25 protein-coding genes are annotated in these 25,202 nt (G+C 36.7%); 6 read left to right on the top strand and 19 right to left on the bottom strand.

Annotated features, from left to right (window positions below; all coding sequences use genetic code 11):
• The first annotated feature begins 40 nt into the window (after window positions 1–40).
• A complete protein-coding gene (locus tag ABMA78_RS06185) occupies window positions 41–2,707 on the top strand; it encodes a valine--tRNA ligase (protein ID WP_392858070.1) in 2,667 nt (888 codons plus the stop codon).
• A 32-nt stretch (window positions 2,708–2,739) separates the two neighbouring features.
• On the opposite strand, the gene ABMA78_RS06180 is transcribed toward ABMA78_RS06185, so the two are convergent.
• The 4 genes from ABMA78_RS06180 to ABMA78_RS06165 are packed head-to-tail and all read right to left on the bottom strand — an operon-like array spanning window position 2,740 to window position 5,391.
• Window positions 2,740–3,276, bottom strand: coding sequence for a GNAT family N-acetyltransferase (locus tag ABMA78_RS06180; RefSeq protein WP_392858067.1), 537 nt, complete (start codon window positions 3,274–3,276; stop codon window positions 2,740–2,742).
• Between the two features lie 52 nt (window positions 3,277–3,328).
• Entirely contained in the window at window positions 3,329–4,261 is a 933-nt protein-coding gene (locus ABMA78_RS06175) for a hypothetical protein (RefSeq protein ID WP_392858066.1), read from the bottom strand.
• The gene (locus ABMA78_RS06170; RefSeq protein ID WP_392858064.1) at window positions 4,236–4,976 is read right to left on the bottom strand and encodes an EI24 domain-containing protein; all 741 of its coding nucleotides are present in this window, start codon (window positions 4,974–4,976) and stop codon (window positions 4,236–4,238) included. The genes ABMA78_RS06175 and ABMA78_RS06170 overlap by 26 nt, the downstream gene beginning before the upstream one ends.
• A 10-nt stretch (window positions 4,977–4,986) precedes the next feature.
• A complete protein-coding gene (locus ABMA78_RS06165; RefSeq protein WP_392858063.1) occupies window positions 4,987–5,391 on the bottom strand; it encodes a DUF309 domain-containing protein in 405 nt (134 codons plus the stop codon).
• A gap of 126 nt (window positions 5,392–5,517) precedes the next feature.
• Here ABMA78_RS06165 and hisC point away from each other — a divergent pair, with 126 nt between their 5' ends.
• The 5 genes from hisC to ABMA78_RS06140 all read left to right on the top strand — a co-directional run bounded on the left by hisC (window position 5,518) and on the right by ABMA78_RS06140 (window position 10,177).
• Window positions 5,518–6,651 (top strand): histidinol-phosphate transaminase, encoded by a 1,134-nt coding sequence (gene hisC / locus ABMA78_RS06160; RefSeq protein WP_392858060.1) that lies wholly within the window; start codon window positions 5,518–5,520, stop codon window positions 6,649–6,651.
• Window positions 6,648–7,652, top strand: coding sequence for a fumarylacetoacetate hydrolase family protein (locus ABMA78_RS06155; RefSeq protein WP_392858057.1), 1,005 nt, complete (start codon window positions 6,648–6,650; stop codon window positions 7,650–7,652). The genes hisC and ABMA78_RS06155 overlap by 4 nt, the downstream gene beginning before the upstream one ends.
• On the top strand, window positions 7,652–8,758 hold the full coding sequence (locus tag ABMA78_RS06150) for a homogentisate 1,2-dioxygenase (protein WP_392858055.1): 1,107 nt from the start codon (window positions 7,652–7,654) through the stop codon (window positions 8,756–8,758). Before ABMA78_RS06155 ends, ABMA78_RS06150 begins: the two co-directional genes overlap by 1 nt.
• Before the next feature lie 2 nt (window positions 8,759–8,760).
• Entirely contained in the window at window positions 8,761–9,390 is a 630-nt protein-coding gene (locus ABMA78_RS06145; protein ID WP_392858054.1) for a flavin reductase family protein, read from the top strand.
• A 133-nt stretch (window positions 9,391–9,523) separates the two neighbouring features.
• Window positions 9,524–10,177, top strand: a complete 654-nt coding sequence (locus ABMA78_RS06140; protein WP_392858052.1) for a hypothetical protein — start codon at window positions 9,524–9,526, stop codon at window positions 10,175–10,177.
• 36 nt (window positions 10,178–10,213) lie between these two features.
• Here ABMA78_RS06140 and ABMA78_RS06135 read toward each other — a convergent pair whose 3' ends face one another.
• The 15 genes from ABMA78_RS06135 to ABMA78_RS06065 all read right to left on the bottom strand — a co-directional run bounded on the left by ABMA78_RS06135 (window position 10,214) and on the right by ABMA78_RS06065 (window position 24,990).
• Window positions 10,214–10,960, bottom strand: a complete 747-nt coding sequence (locus ABMA78_RS06135; RefSeq protein WP_392858051.1) for a hypothetical protein — start codon at window positions 10,958–10,960, stop codon at window positions 10,214–10,216.
• 94 nt (window positions 10,961–11,054) lie between these two features.
• Window positions 11,055–12,335: a trigger factor gene (gene tig, locus ABMA78_RS06130; protein WP_392858048.1), complete on the bottom strand. Its 1,281-nt coding sequence runs from the start codon at window positions 12,333–12,335 to the stop codon at window positions 11,055–11,057.
• Between the two features lie 103 nt (window positions 12,336–12,438).
• Window positions 12,439–13,203: a tRNA pseudouridine(38-40) synthase TruA gene (gene truA, locus ABMA78_RS06125; protein WP_392858046.1), complete on the bottom strand. Its 765-nt coding sequence runs from the start codon at window positions 13,201–13,203 to the stop codon at window positions 12,439–12,441.
• Window positions 13,190–14,164, bottom strand: a complete 975-nt coding sequence (locus ABMA78_RS06120; protein ID WP_392858045.1) for a hypothetical protein — start codon at window positions 14,162–14,164, stop codon at window positions 13,190–13,192. The genes truA and ABMA78_RS06120 overlap by 14 nt, the downstream gene beginning before the upstream one ends.
• On the bottom strand, window positions 14,145–14,906 hold the full coding sequence (pssA, locus tag ABMA78_RS06115; RefSeq protein ID WP_392858043.1) for a CDP-diacylglycerol--serine O-phosphatidyltransferase: 762 nt from the start codon (window positions 14,904–14,906) through the stop codon (window positions 14,145–14,147). The genes ABMA78_RS06120 and pssA overlap by 20 nt, the downstream gene beginning before the upstream one ends.
• 13 nt (window positions 14,907–14,919) lie before the next feature.
• Window positions 14,920–15,366: a hypothetical protein gene (locus ABMA78_RS06110; RefSeq protein WP_392858041.1), complete on the bottom strand. Its 447-nt coding sequence runs from the start codon at window positions 15,364–15,366 to the stop codon at window positions 14,920–14,922.
• Window positions 15,367–15,543: 177 nt separating this feature from the next.
• Window positions 15,544–16,140, bottom strand: a complete 597-nt coding sequence (locus tag ABMA78_RS06105) for a hypothetical protein (RefSeq protein ID WP_392858039.1) — start codon at window positions 16,138–16,140, stop codon at window positions 15,544–15,546.
• Window positions 16,140–17,690 (bottom strand): RIP metalloprotease RseP, encoded by a 1,551-nt coding sequence (gene rseP / locus ABMA78_RS06100; protein ID WP_392858037.1) that lies wholly within the window; start codon window positions 17,688–17,690, stop codon window positions 16,140–16,142. Before rseP ends, ABMA78_RS06105 begins: the two co-directional genes overlap by 1 nt.
• Window positions 17,691–17,698: 8 nt before the next feature.
• Window positions 17,699–18,517 carry a phosphatidate cytidylyltransferase gene (locus tag ABMA78_RS06095; protein WP_392858034.1) on the bottom strand — a complete coding sequence of 273 codons (819 nt, stop codon included), beginning with the start codon at window positions 18,515–18,517 and terminating at the stop codon, window positions 17,699–17,701.
• Between the two features lie 11 nt (window positions 18,518–18,528).
• Window positions 18,529–19,284, bottom strand: coding sequence for a polyprenyl diphosphate synthase (uppS, locus tag ABMA78_RS06090; protein WP_392858033.1), 756 nt, complete (start codon window positions 19,282–19,284; stop codon window positions 18,529–18,531).
• Between the two features lie 15 nt (window positions 19,285–19,299).
• The gene (gene frr / locus ABMA78_RS06085) at window positions 19,300–19,857 is read right to left on the bottom strand and encodes a ribosome recycling factor (protein WP_021268360.1); all 558 of its coding nucleotides are present in this window, start codon (window positions 19,855–19,857) and stop codon (window positions 19,300–19,302) included.
• A 17-nt stretch (window positions 19,858–19,874) separates the two neighbouring features.
• Window positions 19,875–20,582 (bottom strand): UMP kinase, encoded by a 708-nt coding sequence (gene pyrH / locus ABMA78_RS06080; protein ID WP_392858031.1) that lies wholly within the window; start codon window positions 20,580–20,582, stop codon window positions 19,875–19,877.
• Between the two features lie 78 nt (window positions 20,583–20,660).
• Window positions 20,661–21,545 carry a translation elongation factor Ts gene (gene tsf / locus ABMA78_RS06075; protein WP_392858030.1) on the bottom strand — a complete coding sequence of 295 codons (885 nt, stop codon included), beginning with the start codon at window positions 21,543–21,545 and terminating at the stop codon, window positions 20,661–20,663.
• 26 nt (window positions 21,546–21,571) lie between these two features.
• Window positions 21,572–22,351 carry a 30S ribosomal protein S2 gene (gene rpsB, locus ABMA78_RS06070; protein ID WP_021268438.1) on the bottom strand — a complete coding sequence of 260 codons (780 nt, stop codon included), beginning with the start codon at window positions 22,349–22,351 and terminating at the stop codon, window positions 21,572–21,574.
• 185 nt (window positions 22,352–22,536) lie between these two features.
• Complete coding sequence (locus ABMA78_RS06065; protein ID WP_392858027.1) at window positions 22,537–24,990, bottom strand: DNA translocase FtsK; 2,454 nt, start codon at window positions 24,988–24,990, stop codon at window positions 22,537–22,539.
• Between the last annotated feature and the right edge of the window lie 212 nt (window positions 24,991–25,202).

Below are 25,202 nucleotides of genomic sequence, written 5' to 3'. Positions count from 1 at the left end.
ATATAATTTCAATTAGTTAAATCGAAAAAAGGAAGAAATTGTGACAAAAAATTTCGATGAGCTACCTAAAACATATAGCTCTAATGATGTAGAAAAGAAGTGGTACCAGAAATGGGAAAATGAAAAGTATTTTACTCCTAAAGCAGGAAAGACTGGTGAGTCTTTTTGCGTCATCATGCCACCTCCAAACGTCACAGGAATTCTTCACGCAGGTCACGCACTTGATATCACAACTCAAGATGCCCTTATTCGTTTTAAAAGAATGAAAGGTTATGAAACCTTATTCCTTCCAGGAATGGATCACGCAGGTATTGCAACTCAATCAAAAGTTGAAGAGCTAATTTGGAATGAAGAAAAGAAAACTAAGCACGACTACTCTCGTGAAGATTTTCTAAAGAAGATCTGGGAGTGGAAAGAACAATATGGTGGTGTCATCGCTAACCAACAAAGAGTAATGGGTGCAAGTTGTGATTGGGATTACTCAATGTTCACGATGGATCCTGAAGCAAACGAGGCCGTTCGACGCGCTTTCGTAACTCTTTATAATGAAGGTCTAATTTACCAATCGGACTATATTGTTAACTGGGACCCAAAACTTCAATCGGCAATCTCAGATGCAGAAGTTGATCACAAAGAAGTTAATGGTGCCTTCTACCATATCCTCTACTCTGTTAAAGATAGTGATATTAAATTAGAAGTTGCAACAACTAGACCTGAGACACTTCTTGGTGATACGGCCGTTGCAGTTAATCCAAACGATGAAAGATTTGCTCACCTAATTGGTAAGAAAGCAATCGTTCCACTTTGTAACCGTGAAGTTCCAATTGTTGGTGACGAACACGTTGATATTGAAAAAGGAACTGGTTGCCTAAAAGTTACTCCAGGTCACGACTTCAATGACTTTGAAATTGGAAAGAGACATAATCTTGAAATCATCAATATCCTTAATCTAGATGGAACTCTAAATGAGCACGGTCTTGAGTGGCAAGGCCTACCTTGCAAGAAAGCTCGTAAGGGTGTTATTGAAAAGCTTAAAGAGCTTGAACTATTCGTTAAAGAAGAAAAGCACGTGCACCAAGTTGGTCACGGTGAGAGATCAGGTGTTGTTATTGAACCAATGATCTCAAAGCAATGGTTTGTAAATGTTCACGATATGGCAGCTGAAGCTGTTGCAAAAGTGGAAGATGATACAACTCGTTTCTATCCAAAAGGATGGGAGAATACTTACTTTGCTTGGCTTCGCGAGCCAAAGAACTGGTGTGTTTCTCGTCAACTTTTATGGGGACACAGAATTCCAGTATTCACATGTACTTCATGTGAACACCAATGGGCCGATGAAGCTCTTGAGCCTGAATCATGTCCAAAGTGTAGTGCAAAAGATTACACACAAGATCCAGACGTTCTTGATACATGGTTCTCTTCAGGTCTATGGCCAATGTCGACACTTGGTTGGCCAAATGAGCAAAGAATGGAAGAGCGCGGTTTTGATAAGTTCTATCCAACTTCAGTTTTAATCACTGGTTTTGATATTATCTTCTTCTGGGTTGCTAGAATGATGATGATGGGAACTAAGTTTTCTAACCAAGTTCCATTCGATAAGGTTTATATCCACGCAATCGTTAGAGATAAACTAGGTCGCAAAATGAGTAAATCTCTAGGTAACGGAATTGATCCACTTGAGATGGTTGAGCAATACGGAGCAGATGCTTTCCGCTTTACTCTTGCTGCTGGTTCTGGTTACAACCGTGCCATCAACCTCGACCCAGAAAGAATTGCAGGTTACAGAAACTTCATTAATAAGATTTGGAACGCTTTCCGTTTCATCTCTCCATTCTTAGATCTTGCTCAAAAAGAACTTCCAACTAACCTTGATGATCAAGAGAAATGGATTCTATCGGAGCTTAACGATGCAACAAAAGTTGTCAATGAGTCCCTCGATGCTTTCCGCTACGATGATGCTTGTTCTGAAGTTTACTCTTTTGTTTACGATAAGTTCTGTTCTTGGTTTATCGAACTTTCAAAGAATACTCTTAACGGTGAAGACGAAGCATCTAAAGTACAAAGAGCAACAGTTCTTAAATATTGTTTTAGAAAAATCACGGCCCTTCTCCACCCAATAACTCCTTTCATTACAGAAGAGCTTTGGGGTTACTTAAAAGAAGATAGTGAAGACCTATTAATCTCAGCAGACTACCCTGAGTATGATGCTGCTCTTAACTACCCAAGTGAGCAAGTTAAGATGAATAAATTTATTGAAGTTGTTTCAGGAATTCGCTTCCTAAGGCAATCAGTAAATATCAAACCTAAGGATGAAGTTGAGGTAGTTCTTCTAACTGACGATGAAGAAGCATCTTCTTACTTTGCGGATAATATGGCAGGTATGCAAGATCTAGCTCGTGCAAAAGATGTAGCAATTGCAGCAAAGTCTAGTGAGAACCCTAAGAAGTGTATCATGAAGGCAACGACTCACACTGATATCTTCTTAAAACTTGATGGCGTGATTGATCTTGATGCACAAATTAAGCGCTTAGAGAAAGACTTTGATAAAACTCAAAGAGAGTTTGATAAGATTGGAAAAAAACTTAATAACGAAAAATTCATGGCAAACGCGCCTGAAGAAGTTGTTGTTGAAGTAAGACAAAAAGCAAGTGACTTTGAAGAAAAACTAAACTCACTTAAAGAACAAATCGAACAATTCAAATCATAAAAAAAGTAAGGCCCTTTCAACAAGGGCCTTTTTTATATCTCAAAATAAAAATATTCTTCTTGATAGATTTCTCCATTAAACTCAAATGGAGATTCTTTTAACACTCTTCCTCCATTTTTAGTAAAGAATCCTTTTGAAGGATTATCCTTAAAAGTACAAAGATAAAAACAATCATATCCTCGATTTTTAAAGTCTTTAATTGCTGCTTCAAATAGCTTTTGTCCCATACCGGACTTCTGATACTTTTTTAAAATATAAAAATCGTAGATTTCACCAGGTATACCGTGCTCATGTTCACGAGCTGGCCCATAATCGATAAAGCCAACCACATCACCATCTGGTGCGTGAAAGACGAGAGTTCCACCTTCAGTGGGCCTGCGAGGAATTTTTCTTTCCCATCCATGTTGTACATCTGAATACTTCAATGAGTAGAGATAATCTTTAGAGAGAATGCCTTTGTAATTTTCCCAAAAGCAATCAACATAGATCCTGGCCAATGACTTGATATCGTCCACTTCCACTGGAACGATTTCAAAAGGTGCAAATGTGAGATCTTTTGCGGCCACCATAGAAATATTTTAGCAATATTATGCCGGCCTCGCAAACAAGTCTTTTTTAGAGCTATGGAACGAGTCTAAGTGACTGATAATTAACTATATAGTCTTCTAAATCTGGAAAAGTTTTTAGCTGAATTAACTCGCTAATTCCGTATGCTAAAAGCGTTTCTCCACTAAAACAAAGACGACCAATTGTCTCAGGCATATGCTTCCATTCAGGAATAGTCAGCTCTTCATCACCTACTAAGAAGACGACCTGGCCACGGTTACGGCCCATTTGTGCGGTTGCTAGCGACTTTGTTATAACAACATCAAACTCATCAATACGACGACGGAGAATATTTGAAGATTCACTAAATAAACTTATTCTTTTACTTACCTTTACCCCATCATAACTCTCTACTGCTTCACTTGGAATATAACCATGAAGTTTCAAAGTCGGTAAACATTCCGCTAGAAAGTTCATCCTTTCTACAAATTCAACATCATACTTATGTGGATAATTGATAAATATATTTGAGATTTTCTTATGAGTGAAGGCATGGTCAATATTCGCATATTTGAAGTTCCCTTCCACTGCCTTTAAAGCACTAACTTTCTTTTCATCTAAGTACTCTCCACTATACTCTGGTAAAGATACTTGATAAAAGAAACTTTTTGGTCCACCTTGTAAACCGATCTTCACATTTGCTCTAAAAGCTAGCCCAAGAACTGCGGAATACATATCATTCACATAATCAATATAGTAATCAGTATTAAAAACTTCGTGTAGGTTTGCTGCAAACTTATGTGCCGCAAACATTGACTCCGTTTCTTTCTTTGAAATCGAATAGGCCCAACATCTTTCAGGTAACCAAAAGTCATCAATTCGAGTTGCATCGGTATAAACAATTGCAACCTGATTGTCCTCATGCTCTTTAAGAATGGCATTTACTACGGGTAGGATTGAAGCGATTTCAGCTTCATCACCTTTAACCCTGAGTAGGAACTTCTTCACTTGGAGCCCTTTCCTTAACTCTTAATTCACAATAAATTACTGTAAAGAAAACAACAGCAAGTGGAAGAAAGAATAGATTTAGTAAAGGTATTGAAATAAGAATCATAAAAGCAACTCCCCCTAGTAAATAAGGAAGAAAGCCTGATTTTACATCCCCTACACATTCTGAAAAAGTTAGGTTATTTCTTGACCAAGAATAATCAATAAATGAAATCGCAAGAATTAGTCCACCTAGAACAAATGTAATAGGCGGGAAGAAAAACCCAATACCAATATTGATAATTGATAGAACAACAATCACACCAATCTTTTTAAGTTCATTCATGAGGATACTTGGTAGCCTCTTTAATGTCTGGGCAAGTGTATCACTTGTTTCTTTTTGTAATTTGTAAATCATCTCAACTCGTGAACTAAGCATATCATTAAAAGGAGAGGCAATAACTGAGACCACAATAAAAAATGTCCAGTTGATAATGACTCCTAGAAGAATAATTAAAACTCCAGAAAAGACAGTGCTAACCCACCCCTGATCTGGATACTTCTCATTGATATAACCATGTCCCCATGTTGAGACTTCACTAAAGGCATAGTGTCCTAATGAGTAATAAAGAATAAAACCAATTAAAACCGGACAAAGAGCGATTAAGATAATTTTCTTATCTGACTTAAGAATATTCATTGAACGAAAAAAGAAATATGGAAGTTTTCCAATCATTTTGACTCCATTAATTTTGAACTGGGAATTTAAAAGTTTTTAATTTTGAAAAGTCTCTTAAAGTCGGTTTTGCCGGAATGGACTTCACAATACTTTTCAAATTCTGCCAGTCTAAGTATCTATCCATTATATCCGACTCCACATGATTTTTTTCAATGAAGTCAATTTTACCTTTGGCCTTATTGACCATCCCACTCGCTCCATTAAGATTGTCATCTTCATGGTGGTAAAGAGCAGTTGCCAGTTGAATCACAACCCAATACACATAACGCGCATTGTCTCCTATGGCATCCATCCAAAGGTCCTCAACGACCTCATGACACATCCAGTAATGACCTGTATTAAATAAGTTAAGCCCCTCTTGGATGAGTTCAAGATGCTCAGTAGTAAATTGTCCAAAGTGATAATCATTCATAATAGTGTAAGTCTAATTCATCTCATTCTCATAGACATGATGCAACGACCAAAACTATTCAATCGGCCTTAAAAACGATAGAATTTCTCAAATTTAATTTAACTAAAATATGAAACAGGAAGAGTGATGCATCATAAAGATCTCGTACCAGAATACTTAAAAAATCTACAAGTTTACCAAGCAGGTAAACCAATCGATGAAGTCGTTAGAGAAAAGGGACTAACAAGAGTTTCTAAACTAGCTTCGAATGAAAACCCACTTGGGCCATCTCCATATGCTATTCGTGAAATGACTCGTGGACTTTGGGATCTCCACCGCTATCCAGATATGCATGCCTATGCACTAAAATCAAAACTAGCAAAGATGTATGACCTACAACTAGATAATATTATTCTTGGAAATGGTTCAGAAGGAATCATGGCCTATATTGCTCGCGCCTTCCTTAAGCCAGATGATGAAGTTCTAACTTGTGACAATACTTTCATTGGCTTCTATATTCTTGCCAGAAGTGTTGGAGCAAAACTTAATAAAGTTCCACTAACAGAAGACTACCGTTTCGATGTAAAAGCACTTGCAGAAAATATTTCTGATAAAACTAAGATCATTTATATTGCGAATCCTAATAATCCAACGGGAACTTATATTACAAAAGAAGAGTTCGATTACCTTATGAAGTTCGTACCTCCTCATGTTCTTGTCATTCTAGATGAAGCTTATTTTGAATTTGCTCAAGAGTTTGATGATTACCCAGATTCGATGAATTACCGCTATGACAATGTTCTTACGCTTAGAACATTCTCTAAGGCCTATGGGCTTTCAGGAATCCGTGTCGGCTATGGCTTTGGTCACACTGAATTAATCGGCTACCTTACAAGAGTAAAGCTACCTTTTGAACCAAATCTAATTGGACAACTAGGAGCTGTAGGTGCACTTGAAGATAGGCCACACCTTGAGCGTACACTTAGAAATAATCGTAAGCGCTATGATGAGCTTATGGAGTATTTAACAGCGAGACATTTTGCTCCAATAAAATCAGTGACAAATTTCGTTACAATTAAAACAGGTAGCAGTGAAGCAAGTGACTTCATGTTTGAAGAGCTTCTTAATGAAGGTGTCATTATTAGAAAACTTGTTGCTAACGAGATGCCAGAATTTGTTCGTATCAGTATTGGAACGAAGGATGAAATGTATCACTTCTATGAAGCATTCGATCGCATCCTACCAGCATATAACAAAAGATTTAGAAAGGAACTTGCATGAAAATTTGCCAATATGTAAATCATGGAACTCATCGCCCAGAGCCTCGTCTAGGTATCTTATTAGATAATGGACTCGTAATTGACCCTAATAATGTTTGGGCATGTGATTATGAAAGAGAAGGATATTTCAACTTTTGGCAAAGAGCAAACCACACTTGCCCTCCATCTCTTTTAGAAATTTTACAAACGAAAGATGATCCTATCGACTTCCTAGGTGAATGTTATGGCCTTTACCTATTTTTAGAAAAAGTTGGTGACCTTACTCTTAGAGATGGAACACCAATCGCATTTAAATCTGATGAGATTAATCTAAAAGCACCAATTGATAAAATCCCAAACTACCGCGACTTCTACGCACATGAAAAACATGTCGCTGCTGGTTTCAAAAAAAGAAATGAGCCAATTCCGGAAGCTTGGTATGAAATCCCGGCTTACTACAAAGGGCCAACTCATGGATTCATTGGACATAACCAAGAAGTTCTATGGCCACACTACACAAATATCCTCGATTACGAGCTAGAGTTAGGAATGGTTATTGCAAAAGATGGAATTAATATCCGCGAAGAAGATGCAAAAGATCATATCTTTGGATTTACAATCCTAAATGATATTTCTGCTCGCGATATTCAAAAGAAAGAAATGGCCGTCCGTCTAGGCCCTGCAAAAGGGAAAGATTTTTGTTCAGTGATTGGACCAGTTATTACAACTTTTGATGAATTCGATTTTAGAGAGCCAAATCTAAAAATGACGGCAACAGTAAACGGTGAAAAGTGGTCAGAAGGATTCTCTGGTGACTCTCACTATAGCTGGGCCCAAATGATTGCTCACGTCTCTCAAGATGAATGGGTCTTATCTGGAGACCTTTTTGGTTCAGGAACTGTTGGCACAGGCTGTGGTCTTGAGATTGATAGATGGTTAAAGCCTGGAGACGAAATCACTCTTGAAGTAGAAGGCATCGGAAAGCTAACAAATAAAATAGGGCCACAAAGAGGGACTAAATAATGGCAACAGATAATAAAATGGAAAGCTTTAAAGCAAGTGGTGTTTATACAAAGCAAGCTCACGTTGATATCCCAGAAGGTCTATACGAAGAAGAACATGGACGCAATGGTTTCTTCGGTCGTGTAAGCCAACTCTATCATACACAGCCACCGGTTAACTGGACTAATATTTCGGGAGATTTAAAACCAAAAAACCTTCCATCACTTTTTAGTCATAAAGACTTACAAGATGACTTCCGTACAATCTTAACGAATAATGATTGTGAACTTAGTCTTGGTACATTAACAAAGTCACTAGATTATTTTTTAAGAAATGCTGACTTTGATGAGCTCTATTTTGTTCATGAAGGTAGTGGTACTTTTGAAACAATCTATGGCCATGTACCATTTGTAAAAGGTGACTACATCCTGATACCTCGTGGAACAACTTATACAGTGAAGATTTCACAAGCTTCAAAGTTCTTTCAAGTCGAATCGAACTCTGAATTTGAAGAACCTTCACGTGGGCTTCTTGGACCTAACGCTCTTTATGATCAAACAGCAAAGTTCACACCTGAAGCAGCTCTTGGCAGTGATCAAGACTGGCAACAGTATGACGTAAGAGTAAAAAGACTTGGAGAAATCACAACAATCACCTATCCATTTAATCCTCTAACAGCTAAAGGCTGGAAAGGCTCTGTCTATCCATGGAAGATTTCAATTTATGATATCTGTCCAATCATGAGCCACCGTTATCATATTCCTCCATCAGGACACACAACTTTTGTAGCAAGAAACTTCGTTGTTTGTTCTTTTGTTGAAAGACCTCTTGAGGATAAGAAGCACAAGGTTTTAAAAGTTCCTTTCTACCATTCAAATATTGATTTTGATGAGGTTCTTTTCTATCACCAAGGAAATTTCTTCTCTCGTGATAATATCGATGCAGGAGCTTTAACTTTTCACCCTCAAGGTGTTCACCATGGGCCACACCCAAAAGCCTTTGAAGCAGGTGAAGACAAATTATACACGGATGAGTACGCTGTCATGGTTGATACTCGCTATCCTTTAAAACCAACTAAATGGTTTGAAGAAAATGAAAACAAAGACTACTGGAAAAGCTGGATGTAATTATGGCAATTTTTGATACAACAAAACAAGATTTTAAAGACAATTATAAATTATTAATCGGATCAGTTGTTCCAAGACCAATCGCAGTTGTTTCAACTGTTAATGAAGATGGTACAAGTAATATTGCACCTTTCTCATTTTTTACTGTGGTAAGTGCAAACCCAATGATCATCGGCTTCACTCCAATGATTCGTTCAAGCGATGGGGAACAAAAAGACACTCTTAAAAATATTCTTCGTCAAAAAGAATTCGTCGTAAACTTTGTAACTCAACACAACTACGAAAAAGTTAACCTCTGCTCAACAGAGCTTCCTCATGGTGAATCGGAGTTCGACTTTGCTAAGCTTACTGAATTAGATTCTGAAGTTGTAACACCAAAGAGAATGAAAGAGTCACCAATCCACTTTGAGTGTAAGCTTAGAGATACATTAAGCTATGGTGATGTTCCTGGAACAGGTACTTTTGTGACAGGTGAAGTTGTTCGTGTTCACGTGGAAGACGAACTGCTTGATAGCGGTAGAATCGATCAAGATAAGTATGCCCCTATTGGAAGAGGCGCAGGAAATGACTGGATTGTCTGTGATCACAGGGTTCAAATCGAGCGTCTCATGAAGGCACAAATTCAAAAATAATTAATAATTTCAAGCCCTTAGGGGCTTGAATACTATCTATACACCCCTAGTAAATTTTCCATTTTTGCCCATCTCACGGCCATTTTTCGCTAATATTTCCTCGAACACACATTAATAAAGAAGAGGAATATTTATGAAAAGACTACTGATAACAGCTATGATCCTAACAGGTGCTACGGCCCAAGCAGATCTATTTGATAACCTAACGGCAAATTTAAACCTTTCACCTTCTCAGTCTAACAACTTAAGAAATGGACTTTCTTCAATCCTAAGTGGCAGTGGAAGTCCCTCAGTGAGAGAAGCTGAAAAACTAAGCTTTAATAAATGTTTTGAAATGTTAAGAGAAGCAAAAAAAGAACAGATTAGAAGTGACAAAGACTTTATCAAATCTGGATATGCGACTGGAAATTTTTATTCAAATGTTATTGAAGGTGACTATCAACAATTCCATAACAAAAATGAAGATATTAGTAAGTTTGGGCGTACTCTTATGAGAGGGATTACGAATCTAGATAGTATTAGATTTAATAGCACAACTTCTGCAAAAGATGCTCCTCATCTTGATTACTATTGCTCAAGCTACATGGATATTGAGAATGTATCAAAAGTAATAGTTGGAAATAAAGAATGTCGTAAAGTAGATCTGGCCCTAAATGCAATTGATGCAAATACAAAGAAGAAATATAAAGCAACGGCATCCAACCTCTTCTGCGAAGGAGAGAATATTGTAAAGACAGACTTTACAGGCAAAAGATTTGAAGTAATTTACGAAATGAATGAAATTTAAAAATAAAAAAGCCGCTTCAAGCGGCTTTTTCTTTATCTAAAACATATAACCTAAACTTAGCCCATAAGTGAAATCATCAGAGTTCTTATCATCATAAGAAGAATTCAAAAATGAATAACCTGTCTCCATCTGAATATATACCCCATCAAAATCAAACCTTACACCAGGAAGCACTAAAAAAACCTCTGGTGACTGTTGTCCATCATAAGATACAGTTGCACCATCTTTAAGAACACCATCAACTTTATATTCCATAAAAACAGTATTTAAATAGAATAGAGTCGAAGGACTTACACGATAACCAACATTAAGCGAAGCTCCTAGGGACTTAGCTTTTAGATCTGTTGTATATACAGTCGAATCAGTATTCAGTGAGCCATCTTCGTGATAGCCAAAGCCGAACTCACCCTGAAGAGACATCTTGAGACCAACTGTCTTTCTATCACCACCAATAAATTGATACTTAATTTTTAAAAGGTCAGAAGTATCCGGATATGTTTGAAGCCCAATATCAAGTCTTGGAAGTAGCCCTAGATCACCTTTAAATGTTAAAAGAGGCTCAGGCCCACTAACAGACTCCTCTGTTGTTGTACCACTAATAATAAAGTCATACCCTTCAGCAAGATCGACATCATAGCCGCTTGCAACACCTATTGCGACATCGACCTTACCTAAACCACCCGTTGTTTCAGGACTATCCATACGAGCAGTAGGAATATTGTAATCAAGCTGAGCGCAACTTACGAATGTAACTAATACTAATAAGAAACTAAGAAATCTCATGAACTCTCCAATAATTAATTTATTAAATTATATTGGAGTTTAAGATAATTTAAAGAAGGAAAAAAAAAGGCCCGCAGAAAGCGGGCCCTTAGTATTATTTAATTTTTAATTCTGAGTGAAGTTTTGCAAAAGTTTTTTCTTCACGGATTGCATACATAAGGTTTGCTTTCATACGCTCATCTTTTGTGTAGAATTCTTTTACTTGGTCAGCAGTTAGACCCGAAAGGCTTGCGCTTTCTTCGATTTTTGCATCAAAGTCTGCATCAGTTGATTCAACTTCGTACTTATTTGCAAGGTGGTCTAGAATTAGTCCTGACTTAACTTGGAAAAGAGCTTTTTCATCTAAGTCACCTGCCCACTTCTCAAAGTACTCACCTAGCATATCTTCAGTGAAACCTTGTTGCTTAAGGTTGTTTGCAAGATCGTTCTTTAAGTGCTCTTTTTGTTGAGCAATCATAGTTGATGGAACGTCAAAGCTATTTTCAGAGATTAGTTTTTCAAGAATTTCTTGATTTAACTTTTCAGCTGCTTGTCTTTCGTTTTGCTTAGTTAGGTTCTCTTGAGTTTTTGCTTTGAAATCTTCTACTGATTCAAAACCTAGCTCTTTTGCTACTTCATCAGTAAAGTCTGGAAGCTTTCTTTCTTTGATTTCAAGAAGTTCAACGTGGAACTTAACTTTTGCTTCTTTAAGTTCTTCTACGTGATACTCAGATGGGAAAGTAACTTCTAAAGTCTTCTTTTCACCTGCTTTCATACCAATCATTTGCTCTTCGAATCCTGGGATAAATTGACCAGAACCGATTTCTAGTAGGTATTCTTCACCTTTCATATTTTCAGGTTTTTCACCATCAGCTTTTTCACCTTCGAAGTTCATAACAGCGAATAGTCCGTTAGCAAGTGCTGTACCTTCAGCAGCTTCAACCATTTCAGCTCTTGGAGCAAGGTAGTTCTTACGTACTTTTTCAACATCTTCTTCAGTTACTTCAACTGTATCTTTTGTGAAAGATAGTTTTGAGAAATCTTTAAGTTCTACAGTTGGGAAGATTTCAACAACAGCATCAAATGATACAGACTTTCCATCTTTGTAATCCATATTTTCAAAGTTAGGGTAACCAACTACTTTAAGATCTTCTTTATTGATTGCTTCAAAAAGTTCCTTTTGAACGAAACGATTTAGAGCATCACCTTCAACTTGTGGACGGTATAGTTTTTCAACCATAGCGATTGGCGCTTTACCTTTTCTGAAACCTTTGATTGAAACTGATTTTTGTTTCTCTTTAAGAGCAACAGTAATTTGCTCAGATAGATCTAGGTTATCGAATGAAAAAGATAATTTTTTTGTGCAGTCATTAACTTGTTCTACTTTATAAGTCATGAATAAATCCTCACTTCGCTATGCGACAATATTAACATTATGAATAGCCGAAATTAGCTAGAATATGGCAAAAAGTCAATGAATATAAGGGGTTTCAATTGGCCTAATACTCAACCTTAACCAAAAATAGGCCCTGCGGTGGTGCTGTCGGAGCAACCTTTTCAGCACTTGGATTGGTCAACTGCCCCACAATAACTTCTCTTGAAATCTTTCCTTGAGCACACGACCAGATACTCGAAACAATTAAGCGAACCATCTGCTTCAAGAAGCCATTACCAGTGATTTCCATGATAAAGACACTTTCTTTAAGCCCTGGCCCGTAACTCATCTCACTCTCAAAGACATTGCAGCTTGTTATTTTTCGAATTGTCGACTTAACAGGTGTTCCCTTGGTAGAAAACCCCTCAAAGTCATGCTCGCCGATAAATAGCTGACATGCTTCATTTAGCTTGCCCAAATCTAAATCCTTGCCCAGGTAAGTCACATAATTTCTCAAGAATGGATTAGGCTGTTTTTTTTCTGAAAATACGTAACGATAAGTTTTACTCTTTGCATTAAAGACCGGTTGAAAATCATCAGGAGCATATTCGGAGTCCACAACCTTTATTGCATCTGGTAATTGACTATTAAGTGCACGCATAAGTGCTTTTGGATTAATATCAATGGGAAGAGTTATTCGAGTGACCTGAAAAATTGCATGAACACCTGTATCAGTTCTTCCGCAACCTACAACTTGTATCTCTTCAGATTTAGATAATTGTTTTAAAACTTTTTCAATTTCACCCTGAATACTTTGCTGGCCTATTTGCTTCTGCCATCCAAAGTAATTCGTTCCATCGTACGAAAAAGTAACTTTATAGATACTCAAAGTTAAAGCCTATACCAAAAGACATTCCGCTTACGCTAAAGTCATCTCTTTTAAATCCTGAAATATCCATTGTCTTGGCCATGAGACTAATGCTCATTTCGCTAATGTCACTGAACTTTTTTAGGTCCATTCCGAAATTTGGAAAGATATTATAAATCGAAAAATCAATCGAAGCTGAAGCATTATAACCGTAACCTACTTGGCGAATATCCTTATCGTCATCACCTTGTTCACGATCATCTCTATTTTGCCAAATAGGAGCGATTACTGGCCCACCTTGAGCAGTAATCGAAACTTTCTTTCCAAGGTTTAACTTCGCACCAAGGTTTAAATCAATTGGAAATAACCATAGATTAAATGTTGTTCGTGAAATTGTTCCGTTCCCAAACTTTCCTTTTCCTGAGTTAAATGAAACACCAAGATTTCCCTGAAAGAATGTCGAGACAATATTTCTTTGAAAATAACTTCTATAATTGAACGTAAGATAACCTGCTTGAATCGAGTCAGCTTCAGAGTTATCGTTTTGAAATGTTGATTCGAAAGTCCCCGTACTATCTGAATAATCATAAGTATCGTAGATATAAGTAAAACCAATTTGAGTATTTGCTTTCTGATACGTATTTTTTAATAAATCTTCAGTCTTATACTCAACATATGAATTTGGACTTGGATCTCTTAAGATTGAATCTTCATCAGTGGCCGTTTTCAACCACTCCTTATCTTGTGAACTCATTACAGCATTTTTAAGTTCTTCATCTGTATATTGCTGAGGTATTGAACCAAAGATATCAGGAATCGAATTCTTATCCTCCTCTTCACTAGAACCTTGATCATTTTCATACGGAGAATCTTTTGAATCTAACTCTCCAGGCAGAGGCTGATTAAAGTCTATAGAAAAAACATTTGTACTTGAAATTAATAGCGTACAAATTAAGAGGTTTTTAAGATTCGCTTTCTTCATCTTTATCTTCCCAGTCGAATAGTTCAACTTTAGTATCCTTACTAAAAATATTATACACTAAACATCCAACAACATAGGCCGTAATCAGCACAAAAATCATCAGTTGCTCGTAAATAAGGATTAATACTAGAATGAGAAGAATCATTGCAAGAACCTTGCGGCGATTTTTTCTTACATAATCCGAGTTTTTAAAAGAATTAAACGGAATATTTGAGATCATTAGTAGGGAATAGAAAATCACATATGCGGCGGCATAGTAACTCTGATAGTCACCAAAGTTAAACTCCAGTGTCACCATAATAAAGCCAATAATTGCCAACGCTCCACCAGGAATTGGTAGGCCTTGGAAGTAATTAGATGGAACTTTATTTATATTCGCATTAAATCTTGCAAGTCTTAGAGCACCACATAGTAAGTACAAGAATGAAATAACCATTCCAGGTCTTCCTAGACCCTGAAAGAACTTAAAGTAGACAATTAAAGCTGGGGCCATTCCAAAAGAGATAACATCACTAATAGAGTCAAATTGTTCACCAAATTGAGACTGTGTCCCTGTCAAACGTGCAACTCTTCCATCAACACTATCAAAAATTGCACCCAGTAGTAGAATCATACATGCAGGATAAAACATACCCTTCATGGCCATGATAATTGAAGCAAATCCACACCCCATATTTAACGCTGTAAAAACATTCGGTAAGAAAAAAGTTAGCTTATGTGGTTGTCCGTCATATCTTGTCATTTGAATTTCCTTCTTATTCTTCTATATAGCGACCTACGATTGTTTCCCCGCCCCTAACCTTTTCATTCATGGCCACAAGGAGTTCAGAGTTTTCGACTTGCATTTTTACAGTAGCACCTAATGGATAGAAACCAATATCAACTTGTCTTCTTCCAAGGTCCCCTGGTAATACAATTAGTTCTGGGTCACGTTTAAAAAATGAATTTATAAAAAATAGTCTAATCTTTCTATCGTTAGAGTCTTCTAAAGTAACTTTTGTTCCAAAGTCCTTGTCATTAAAAATAACGTTATTTACTCTCGCCGAAATTGGTAAATATATCCCATATCCGCTCAATAGTCCCATTCTAATTGATAGCTCAGAAACGTTATTCGATATTTTATTAATACCAACAACTTTCCCTGTTACAGGAGCATAAATCGATCCACGAGTTGTTACTTGATCTTCTTTGAATGAACTCAACTTCCTTCTAAATAGGAATAGAAATATACCTACGATAACAAAGTAGATTGAAAATAAATAAAAGCCGAATAATAGTAATAATAGAAATGCTACTACTATAATAAAGTTGATTGTGGACTTAGATAGATAAAATATTTTCACTTTAATAATTTATCAATATTCAACTGACATGTCATACTAAGACTTTTTAAATTCGACGTGAAGTGGACGGAAATAATAAGGCCTCTGTCTCATTCTTTCACTTACAACCTTACTAAAAACCGGTGCGGGGTTCTTACGTAGCACCTCTCGAGTATCCCCTTCACAATGCTCTGAAAGCTCATTTACACCATGAGTATATAATTGTGACTTATCCACAATACCCGAGCAAAATGCTTCAAATTCAGCTTGTGTTAGGAGCTTCTCCTCATCATTTGTACGAATATAATACTCTTTCTTAAATGCCGGAAACATCCAGTGAGTCGAGTCTTGTCCAAGAATACTTGGAATATCAGAGCTATAAAATGAGAAAACTTCAATATCATCTAACTCAAAAACTTGAGCAAGGCCTTCTCCTACTCTCATGCCAGTGTAAGAACCTGGGCCAGCAATTGAGATAAGACCTTTAATATTACTCACATCAAGGCCATGCTTTGAAAGTAAAGCGTGTATATTTTCATGAAGAACTTCAGAAGTCTTCTTTGTTTCAACAACAACATCTTCAACCCAAGAGAAGTTTTCGTCTAAAATTCCAAAGTGTAGAAGATGTGATGTATCAATAAATAAGTAAATCATTAGAAGAATCGCGTAAAATCGTTAAACAACGCCCCAATCATTAGTAGTAATAGAATAGAAAGACCAAATTGCTGGGCAATCTCTAACTTTCTTCTTGATAGTGGCCCACCGTTAATTGCTTCTAAAATTAGAAAAACAATATGCCCACCATCTAATACAGGAATTGGGAATAAGTTAATAACACCAAGGTTGATAGAAATTAACGCCATCAACTGGAAGAAATATGAAATTGAAGTATTGAAAGAATCGGAAGCAACTTTTCCAATCGTAAGTGGCCCACCAATATTCTTTAATGAAACTTCCGCTGTAATTAGTTTTTTAAAGCCTTCAAATGTTTTAACAACTCCATCCCATGTACGATATAAACTTCTTGGAATTGCTTTGAAAAAATTCATTGGCTCAGTTGTGACATACTTACCAGCGGCATAAATACCATGGCTGTAAACCCCAATTAACTTAACTGTTTTACCATTTTCAGTTCTAACGTCAGGAGTAATATTAAACTCTTTACTCTCACCCTTTCTAATAACTTTCAGTGAAGCCTGACCTTCATTTTCTTGGATTTCACCTCTAAGCTCGTCAAATGAATTAACTTCTTTTCCATTAACTGAAGTAATAATATCACCGGCCAACAGTCCTGCTTTATCCGCAGGAGACTTCATCTGAACACTCTTAACAACTAGATCCATAGGAAAGTAGTTATTTGTAAAAAGAGCGTGTTTAAGACCATTCGTTACATCGAGATGAGCAACGGCCTTAGCTTCCTTATCAAATATCGGCTGACTCGTTTCACTATCAATAGACTTAACAGGAAAAAGATCGAGATGTCCTGCCTCAATGGCAAGCTCTTCTAAACTATAGTCAGTATTTGGTTTATTACCTTTAGAAACAATGAATAGATTTCCATCTGCAGATTTAACAATTGGCAGTAGTAAGAAAGGTGGATACTTTACCATTTCTTCAAAGAATTGCTCAGGCTTCATATCAACCTTCACAACTTCTTTTCGACCTAGACGCTCAACAGTTAAAGAATTAATGTGGCCATCACTCTCCAAAACAATATCACTTGGAGAAGTTACCAGGTGCTCATTAACTTTATTAACAATATCTCCACTTCTAAAGCCTAGCTTATAAAAGCGCGTTTCTTTGGCAACACTACCAATTTTTATTTCTGGAACTTTTTCACCTGTTAAGAAAAGTGCAAAGAAGATAAAGAAGGCAAGAATAAAGTTAGCAAGTGGACCTCCAAAAACAATCCAAAATCTTTGCCACTTTTTCTTATGAATAAAAGAAAATTTCTTTTCTTCTTCAGAAATACCATCTTTGTTAAATGGATCATCTCCAAACATCTTCACATATCCACCAAGTGGAATTAAAGAGATGGCGTATTCCGTGTCACCTTTTTTCCATCTAAATAGTTTTGGACCAAAACCAATTGAAAAAACTTCAACTCTTACACCAAAGAGTCTTGCAAATAGGAAATGCCCTAGCTCATGAAAAAATACAAGTGGACCTAAAAATAAAATAAATATAACAATTTTCTCTAACATACTAACCCTTATAAAATCTTATAACTCAACAATAGTGTGTAAAACGGTATAACAAAGAGAAGACTATCGATTCGATCGTAAACCCCACCATGCCCAGGAATTAAGTTCGAGCTATCCTTTACACCTATTTGTCTTTTCAACTTAGACTGAATCAAGTCACCGACTTGACTCAAAATACCTAAAATAAAAAAGATCAGTATATATTTTACCGCAAAATCACCTATTAAATAATACCATACTAAAGTTCCCAATAGACCAGATGTTGCGGCCCCGCCAATTAAACCTTCAACAGTCTTATTAGGACTTACAGTGGCCCATAATTTAGTCTTTCCAAAATTCTTTCCAAAGAACCAAGCCCCAGTATCCATACCGAAGTTAAATACAAGTAGAATAATTACAAGAGCTTGCCAATTAGCATGATTAAGAAGTGAATGAAGATTAAGAAATGGAATCAAAAATATCACCATACTTAAAATTGTTACTCGCTTTAAAAAATTAACAAAATTCATCGACTCCATTGGAGAAATGAACAAGTAACCTATTAGAACAAGATTTAATAAACAACCAATTGAAGGAATAAGAAGTCCATCAAATACATGATTATTGTTCATTGCCCAAAACTGAATTCCAAGTAAAAGAACAAAGTTAATGAGTGTGAAAATACCTGTTACTTTGAGAGAGAGAAAATTCTTCGCGAATTCATAAAAGCAGGCAGCACTAACAACGATAAGGAGTGCTTCAATACCGACAACGCCAATAGAATATGCTAATGCGACGATACCTATCATTACAATGGCAGATAGGACTCTTTTTTGAGTATTTGTCATTTTAATTCCGTTTAATTTATTAATCTAATATTCTTTCTAATCTTATTTTTTGAAGCGGCCAGTGATTCAGTTTCACAAACTTGTCCAAAACGTCTTTCGCGTTTTTCGACTTCATAAATAATATTTTCAAATTCTTTACATGTGAAATTTGGCCACATCGTTTCAGTGAAATATAATTCACCGTATGCAATTTGCCATAATAGAAAGTTTGAGATTCTTTGATCTCCCCCAGTTCTAATCATTAGGTCAACATCACCTAACTCAGGGGCGTGAAGGGCCTGAGAAATATTCTCCTCAGTAACTTCAATATCTTCAGCAATTAGTTTGTTTACAGCACTAATAATTTCAGCGCGTCCACCATAACCAAATGCAAAAGTAAGCTTTAAACCAGTATTATCTTTCGACTCGTCTTTTAGTCGATTAATAATTTCAATTGTATCTTTTGGAAGTTTTGAAATATCACCAATAATATTAAACTTAATATTATTTTTTAAAACCCTCGTTCTCTCTTTGATAAGAAATTTCTTTAAAAGAAGAAAAAGAGTTCTAATTTCAGAAGGTGGGCGGCCCCAGTTCTCAGTAGAGAACGCATAAAGAGTCAGGGCCTTAATTCCCATGTCGTCAGCTTTTTCAACAACATCACTAACAACAGAACTTCCACGCACATGTCCCCATACACGACGATGAGCGCGGTTCTGTGCCCAGCGCCCATTGCCATCCATTATAATTGCAACATGTTTTAATTTAGACGTTTGAAAGTTCATCATTTATTCAAGTAAAGATTAAAGAGTTAGAAGCTCTTTCTCTTTTGCTGCAATGATCTCGTCTACTTGTTTTGTATACTTATCTGTTACAGTCTGAATTTCAGTTTGAAACTTCTTTGAATCATCTTCAGAAATCTCTTTAGCTTTTTCAGCTTTTTTCACAAGTTCATTTCCGTCACGACGAGCGTTACGAATTGCGATTTTGCTATCTTCACCAATCTTTTTAATTTCTTTTACCTGCTCTTTTCTTGTTTGCTCAGTAAGTGCAGGGAATGCAATTCTAATTAGGTTACCGTCATTTGATGGGTTAAGTCCTAAGTTTGCATTGATGATTGATTTTTCAATTTCACTGATAAGAGTTTTATCAAATGGTTGAATTTGAAGAAGTCTCGCTTCTGGAGTTGAAACCTGTCCAACTTGGTTAACAGGAGTTGGAGAACCATAGTAGTCTACAGTAACACCATCTAATACAGAAGCTGATGCACGACCAGTTCTGATTTTTGTTAATTGATGCTTTAGAGAATCAATTGACTTTGACATACCAGTTTCTAATGATGATTTAATTTCATTAATCATAATATACCTCTTATAAATTATTTAAGTACTTTAGTTCCAATGCTCTCGCCTGCTACGGCCTTAGCAATATTACCTTTTTCAAACATATTAAATACCACAATTTCCATCTCATTATCCATACAAAGTGAGATAGCAGCAGAATCCATTACCTTGATTCCTTTATTTAATACGTCGATATATTTTAATTGATCAAACTTGACTGCGTCATCATATTTCATAGGATCTTTATCATAGATTCCGTCAACTTTTGTCGCTTTAAAAATTACCTGTGCGTCAATTTCATTTGCTCTTAGGGCAGCTGCCGTATCTGTCGTAAAGTAAGGGTTTCCTGTACCTGCTGCGAAGATAACAACACGCTTCTTTTCAAGGTGTCTCTCAGCACGACGTCTAATATATGGCTCACATACCTCTTGCATATTAATAGCCGACATTACTCTCGTAAATACACCTTTTTGCTCAAGTGAATCTTGCATTGCAAGTGCATTTATGACAGTCGCCAACATTCCCATATGGTCTGAAGAAGTACGATCCATACCTCTTGTCGCTCCCGCTACACCACGGTGGATATTTCCACCACCAACAACGATAGCAACTTCTACACCCATTGCTACCAGTTCTTTAACCTCTTCAGAAATTTGGTTAAGAACATCGTGAGTTACACCATAACCAGCTTCACCAGCTAAGGCCTCACCAGAAAGTTTTAATAGAATTCTTTTATATTTCATATGTCCCCAATAACACTACAATCAAATTGCAAAAAAAAAGGGCTTAAAAAAGCCCTTTCTTATATTTAGTAATTAATTTTACTGTTGAGTCATCTTAGCAACTTCTTCAGCTAAGTTGTCTTCTTTCTTCTCAATCCCTTCACCAAGGTTGATTTTGTGGAAAGCTTTAACAGTAATATCACCACCAACTTTACCAGCTACGTCAGCAACAAGCTTCTTGATAGTAAAGTCTGGGTTCTTAATGAATACTTGCTCAACAAGACATACTTCTTTAGCAAGTTTTCCAAGTTTACCTTTAACGATCTGATCGATCATGTTTTCAGGTTTACCTTCTTCTTTAAGTTGTGCACGGTAAACTTCTTCTTCTCTCTTTTTGTAGTCTTCATCAATATCATCTGAAGTTAAGAAAGATGGGTTAGCCGCTGCAACGTGCATTGCGATATCTTTTGCAAGTTCCGCAACTTCTGGAGCATCAGTCTTATCAGTTCCTAGTTCAACTAGAACACCGATTTTTCCACCGTGGTTATATGAACCAAGAACACCTGTTGTTTCAACTGCAGCAAATCTTCTTAGGTCGATTTTCTCACCACATTTCATAGTAAGTTCAGTTGTTTCAGCATTCTTAGCATCTTTAAGTTCTTCAATAGAAGCTGGCTTATTTGAAAGAGTCCAAGCAGCAACATTACTTGCGAAACCTTGGAAATCGTCACCTTTAGCAACAAAGTCAGTTTCACAGTTAACTTCAAGAATAACACCCTTGTTACCTTCTACTACAGATACAACTGTACCTTCAGCAGCAACACGGCTTGCTTTCTTAGCAGCTTTTGCTAGACCTTTAGTTCTTAGGAAATCTACTGCTGCCTCTAGGTCACCATTAGTTTCTGTAAGAGCTTTCTTACAGTCCATCATACCTGCACCAGTTTTTTCTCTTAATTCTTTAACAGCACTTGCCGTAATAGCCATTTTTTACCTCGCTAATTAATTATTAATTATTCTTCTTCACCAGCTAAATCGATGTCCTTCTCATACTTAGATAGAATTTCTTCTTCTAGAGCTTTATCAGTAACTTGGTTACCAGCTGCTTTAGCTTTGCTTGCACTACCTGCGATAGCACCTGCGAAGTAATCAGAGAAAAGAGTGATCGACTTGATTGCATCGTCGTTACCTGGAACAACGTAGTCAACACCTTCTGGGTCACAGTTAGTATCAACGATTGCAACAACAGGAATACCTAGCTTGTTAGCTTCTTTTACAGCAATTCTTTCATTGTTTGGATCAACAACTACGATTGCACCTGGAAGCTTTCTCATATCCTTGATACCACCAAGGTTTTTCTCTAGCTTTTCAACTTCTTTACCAACTTTGATTCTTTCTTTCTTAGTTAGTAACTCGAAGTCACCTGTTTCTTTCATTTTTTCAACTTTTCTTAGTTTATCGATTGAAAGGTTGATTGTTTTGTAGTTTGTAAGCATCCCACCTAGCCATCTGTTAGTTACATAATATGCACCACATGACTTAGCAGCAGTCTTAACAGTTTCAGAAGCTTGTCTTTTTGTAGCTACGAAAAGAATTGGCTTACCTTCAGAAGAAGTCTTCTTTAGGAAGTCATAAGCTTTTTTTGCTAAAGGAATAGTTTTAGCAAGGTCAACAATATAGATCCCGTTTCTTTCACCAAATACATATGGCTTCATTTTTGGATTCCACTTGTGAGTCTGGTGACCAAAGTGTGCACCTGCTTTTAAAAGATCATTAATGTTTAATTCTGACATACGAACTCCGCAGTTGGTTAAATACACTAACTCGAACCGAATGGACCAACCCTTCGAGTAGCTGTTTATTTCGCGATATTGCGATGGTGCATTTTTAACACGATGACTCTGCGGATTCAATATTTTTTTGTAATATTTTTAGAGGAATTATTGGCCCTAACTTACCGAAAGAAAGGGCCTTTTAATTATAGAGTTGGTGAGTTTCCATCAACGAGAACGCGACGCGGCTTAGCACCCTGAGCAGGACCTACGACTCCACGTTTTTCAAGCTCCTCAATAAGATTTGCTGCTCTGTTGTAACCAATTCTTAATCTTCTCTGTAGCATAGACGCTGACGCTGAGCGAGATTCCATGACAACTTTTACGGCTTCATCATAAAGAGCATCACCTGAGTTTGATGAAGCTGCTGGCGTGATATGTGAACCATATGAGTATTCATCTGTTTCTACTTCTCCACCATTCTCAAGAAATTCCATTGCTTTCTCATCGAAACCTGACTCTAGGGCCTCTAATTTCTGCGTTAGGGCCTCGATTTCTACTTCATCAACATATGAAGAGTGAACACGTTGTGTGTTAATACCATGTTTATAAAGCATATCCCCTTTACCAAGTAGTCTTTCAGCACCGATTTTATCAAGAATCGTACTCGAGTCGGTACGTGAAGATACCCTGAAGGCAACACGTGTTGGGAAGTTTGACTTAATAACACCTGTAATAACATCAACAGAAGGTCTTTGTGTTGCAAGAACAAGGTGGATACCGGCAGCACGGGCCTTAGCTGCAATACGAGCAATATTATTTTCAATTTCTTTTCCGGCCTTAGTAAGAACAAGGTCAGCAAACTCATCGACAATGATTACAATATATGGAAGTTCGTAGTCTTCAGCTGTTGTGTCTTCATAATGGTGGTGAATCTTAGCAAGCATTTCAGGAGTCGCTCTCTTAAGCTTCTCATTGAAACCAGAAATATTACGAACACCAAAGTCAGCAAGAATTCCATAACGACGATCCATTTCCTGACAGGCCCAAAGAAGTGCAATTGATGCAGTTTTTGCATCAGTTACAACAGGCATTAGTAGGTGTGGAAGTTTTGCATAAAGGGCCATCTCAAGTTGCTTAGGGTCAATAAGAATTAATTTCATTTTCTTTGGTGACTTCTTAACAAGTAGTGAAACTAGAAGTGAGTTAATAAATACCGACTTACCAGCACCAGTTGCACCAGCAACAAGCATGTGTGGACACGTAGCTAAATCAATAACAAAAGATTCACCAAAAGCATTCTTCCCCATAGCAATTGGAAGTGAGTACTTAGCATTCTGAAACTCTTTAGAGCTCAATACTTCATCTAAATATATAATATCACGTGGGTTTCTTGGAACTTCAACACCAACAGTATCTTTACCCATCATTGCAGGAACAACACGAATTGGAGCACCATAAAGCGCTAAAGATAAGTCATCAGCAAGACCTGCAATCTTAGAAACCTTAACACCAGCTCCAGGTCTAAATTCGAAAGTATCAACGACTGGACCTTTTAATACGTTTACAATTTCACCCTCAATCTTAAATTCTGTAAGTTTTGATTCTAAGAGAGTAATAATTTGTTCAAAGTATGCTTTATCAGGTTCATTTGAAACCTTTTCAATTGTAGCCTCAGTAGCTGTATCAACAATATTAAAATATTGATTATCGGTAGATGTATCGGCCATACGATTAAGAGGAGCGGTAACAAGAATCTTTTTAACTTGTGGCCCTCTTTCTGCGCCTTCTTCAGATTGATCGCTACTCTCATCATTGGCTTTAGAAGCTTCAATGCTTTCTTGTGTACTACGAACGATTGTATTTGATTCATCAAAAGCAGGACGTGTAATCTGTGGTTTAATTACGGCCTCTTCAATTTCTTCGTCTTTATCTTCTTCAACTACTGCCCTTTCTTCAACAGTAGTCTTTGCTTTTAAAATATTCTGAGGCTTAATTTTATTAAGTGAGGCAAATAATGAACTCTCTTTCTTATCTTCCTCTTCTTTCTTGTCATCTTTAAGGATACTATCCATTCTTTTACGAAGGCTATTATCATGTTCAATCTGAGCAACAGGCTTTTTCTTCTCAAATGGAGCAGCAAGCGCTTGCTTTGCTTGTATAGCTTTAGATGGAACGGCCTTAGTAAAATTAAAAGCCTTAACAATACTTTCCTTAAATCCACCTCTAAATGTTCCAAACAAAAATAGTCCAAAAGCTACACTTGTATAGATGCCTAACCAAAGTGATGTGAAAGCATTCTGTAAAATATATTGAAGACCAATTCCTAGTGCATCTTGAAAAAAGAAAAATGATACGGCCCCAGAAAAAAAGACTAGAGGAAAAAAGTTTAAGACATCAACCATATACTCACGTTTGTCGTAAATAAAAGTATGGCAAAGCGAAAAAACAAAAAATGGAATCAAAATCCAAGGGCCACTGAAATAAGAACCAAACTTAACCATTGAGAAGAAATAATAGCTTAAAATATTACCCGAGTTATCAGATGTAATCGTAAAGTAATTATCCGGTAAATCATTTCCAAAATAGAAAGAGATAAAAGAGAATAATGTTAAGATAAATAGGATAACTAGTTGAGTTTTAAGGATATTTTTCTTCATACATCTATTGTATATGAAATGTAAGTAAAGGCAAAAGAAAAGGCCGAAAACCCTTCTAGAGGCAAGATAAAAACAAATAGACTATTAAAAATAGAAATTTTATGGCCACAAACAAAAAAAGCCAGATCATAAGATCTGGCTTTTTATATAGAAGGTGCATCTTCCTAGTCTCACACCAAGTTACCCTGGCACTACCTTCGGCGCAAGCGGGC

The organism is Halobacteriovorax sp. RZ-2, assembly GCF_043196685.1.
Classification (GTDB): Bacteria; Bdellovibrionota; Bacteriovoracia; order Bacteriovoracales; family Bacteriovoracaceae; genus Halobacteriovorax_A.
Note: the sequence above shows the minus strand (reverse complement) of the source record. Positions and strands in the feature narration are given on the sequence as shown.

Excerpts from the sequence above, each read along its gene's own strand:
- ABMA78_RS06140 (WP_392858052.1), top strand. The coding sequence starts at position 9,524 with ATGAAAAGACTACTGATAACAGCTATGATCCTAACAGGTGCTACGGCC.
- frr (WP_021268360.1), bottom strand. The coding sequence starts at position 19,857 with ATGATTAATGAAATTAAATCATCATTAGAAACTGGTATGTCAAAGTCA.
- ABMA78_RS06155 (WP_392858057.1), top strand. The coding sequence starts at position 6,648 with ATGAAAATTTGCCAATATGTAAATCATGGAACTCATCGCCCAGAGCCT.
- ABMA78_RS06135 (WP_392858051.1), bottom strand. The coding sequence starts at position 10,960 with ATGAGATTTCTTAGTTTCTTATTAGTATTAGTTACATTCGTAAGTTGC.
- ABMA78_RS06095 (WP_392858034.1), bottom strand. The coding sequence starts at position 18,517 with ATGACAAATACTCAAAAAAGAGTCCTATCTGCCATTGTAATGATAGGT.
- ABMA78_RS06150 (WP_392858055.1), top strand. The coding sequence starts at position 7,652 with ATGGCAACAGATAATAAAATGGAAAGCTTTAAAGCAAGTGGTGTTTAT.
- ABMA78_RS06170 (WP_392858064.1), bottom strand. The coding sequence starts at position 4,976 with ATGATTGGAAAACTTCCATATTTCTTTTTTCGTTCAATGAATATTCTT.
- pssA (WP_392858043.1), bottom strand. The coding sequence starts at position 14,906 with ATGACAAGATATGACGGACAACCACATAAGCTAACTTTTTTCTTACCG.
- ABMA78_RS06105 (WP_392858039.1), bottom strand. The coding sequence starts at position 16,140 with ATGATTTACTTATTTATTGATACATCACATCTTCTACACTTTGGAATT.
- tsf (WP_392858030.1), bottom strand. The coding sequence starts at position 21,545 with ATGGCTATTACGGCAAGTGCTGTTAAAGAATTAAGAGAAAAAACTGGT.
- ABMA78_RS06145 (WP_392858054.1), top strand. The coding sequence starts at position 8,761 with ATGGCAATTTTTGATACAACAAAACAAGATTTTAAAGACAATTATAAA.
- pyrH (WP_392858031.1), bottom strand. The coding sequence starts at position 20,582 with ATGAAATATAAAAGAATTCTATTAAAACTTTCTGGTGAGGCCTTAGCT.
- ABMA78_RS06120 (WP_392858045.1), bottom strand. The coding sequence starts at position 14,164 with ATGAAGAAAGCGAATCTTAAAAACCTCTTAATTTGTACGCTATTAATT.
- ABMA78_RS06180 (WP_392858067.1), bottom strand. The coding sequence starts at position 3,276 with ATGGTGGCCGCAAAAGATCTCACATTTGCACCTTTTGAAATCGTTCCA.
- ABMA78_RS06065 (WP_392858027.1), bottom strand. The coding sequence starts at position 24,990 with ATGAAGAAAAATATCCTTAAAACTCAACTAGTTATCCTATTTATCTTA.
- tig (WP_392858048.1), bottom strand. The coding sequence starts at position 12,335 with ATGACTTATAAAGTAGAACAAGTTAATGACTGCACAAAAAAATTATCT.
- hisC (WP_392858060.1), top strand. The coding sequence starts at position 5,518 with ATGCATCATAAAGATCTCGTACCAGAATACTTAAAAAATCTACAAGTT.
- rpsB (WP_021268438.1), bottom strand. The coding sequence starts at position 22,351 with ATGTCAGAATTAAACATTAATGATCTTTTAAAAGCAGGTGCACACTTT.
- rseP (WP_392858037.1), bottom strand. The coding sequence starts at position 17,690 with ATGTTAGAGAAAATTGTTATATTTATTTTATTTTTAGGTCCACTTGTA.
- uppS (WP_392858033.1), bottom strand. The coding sequence starts at position 19,284 with ATGATGAACTTTCAAACGTCTAAATTAAAACATGTTGCAATTATAATG.
- ABMA78_RS06165 (WP_392858063.1), bottom strand. The coding sequence starts at position 5,391 with ATGAATGATTATCACTTTGGACAATTTACTACTGAGCATCTTGAACTC.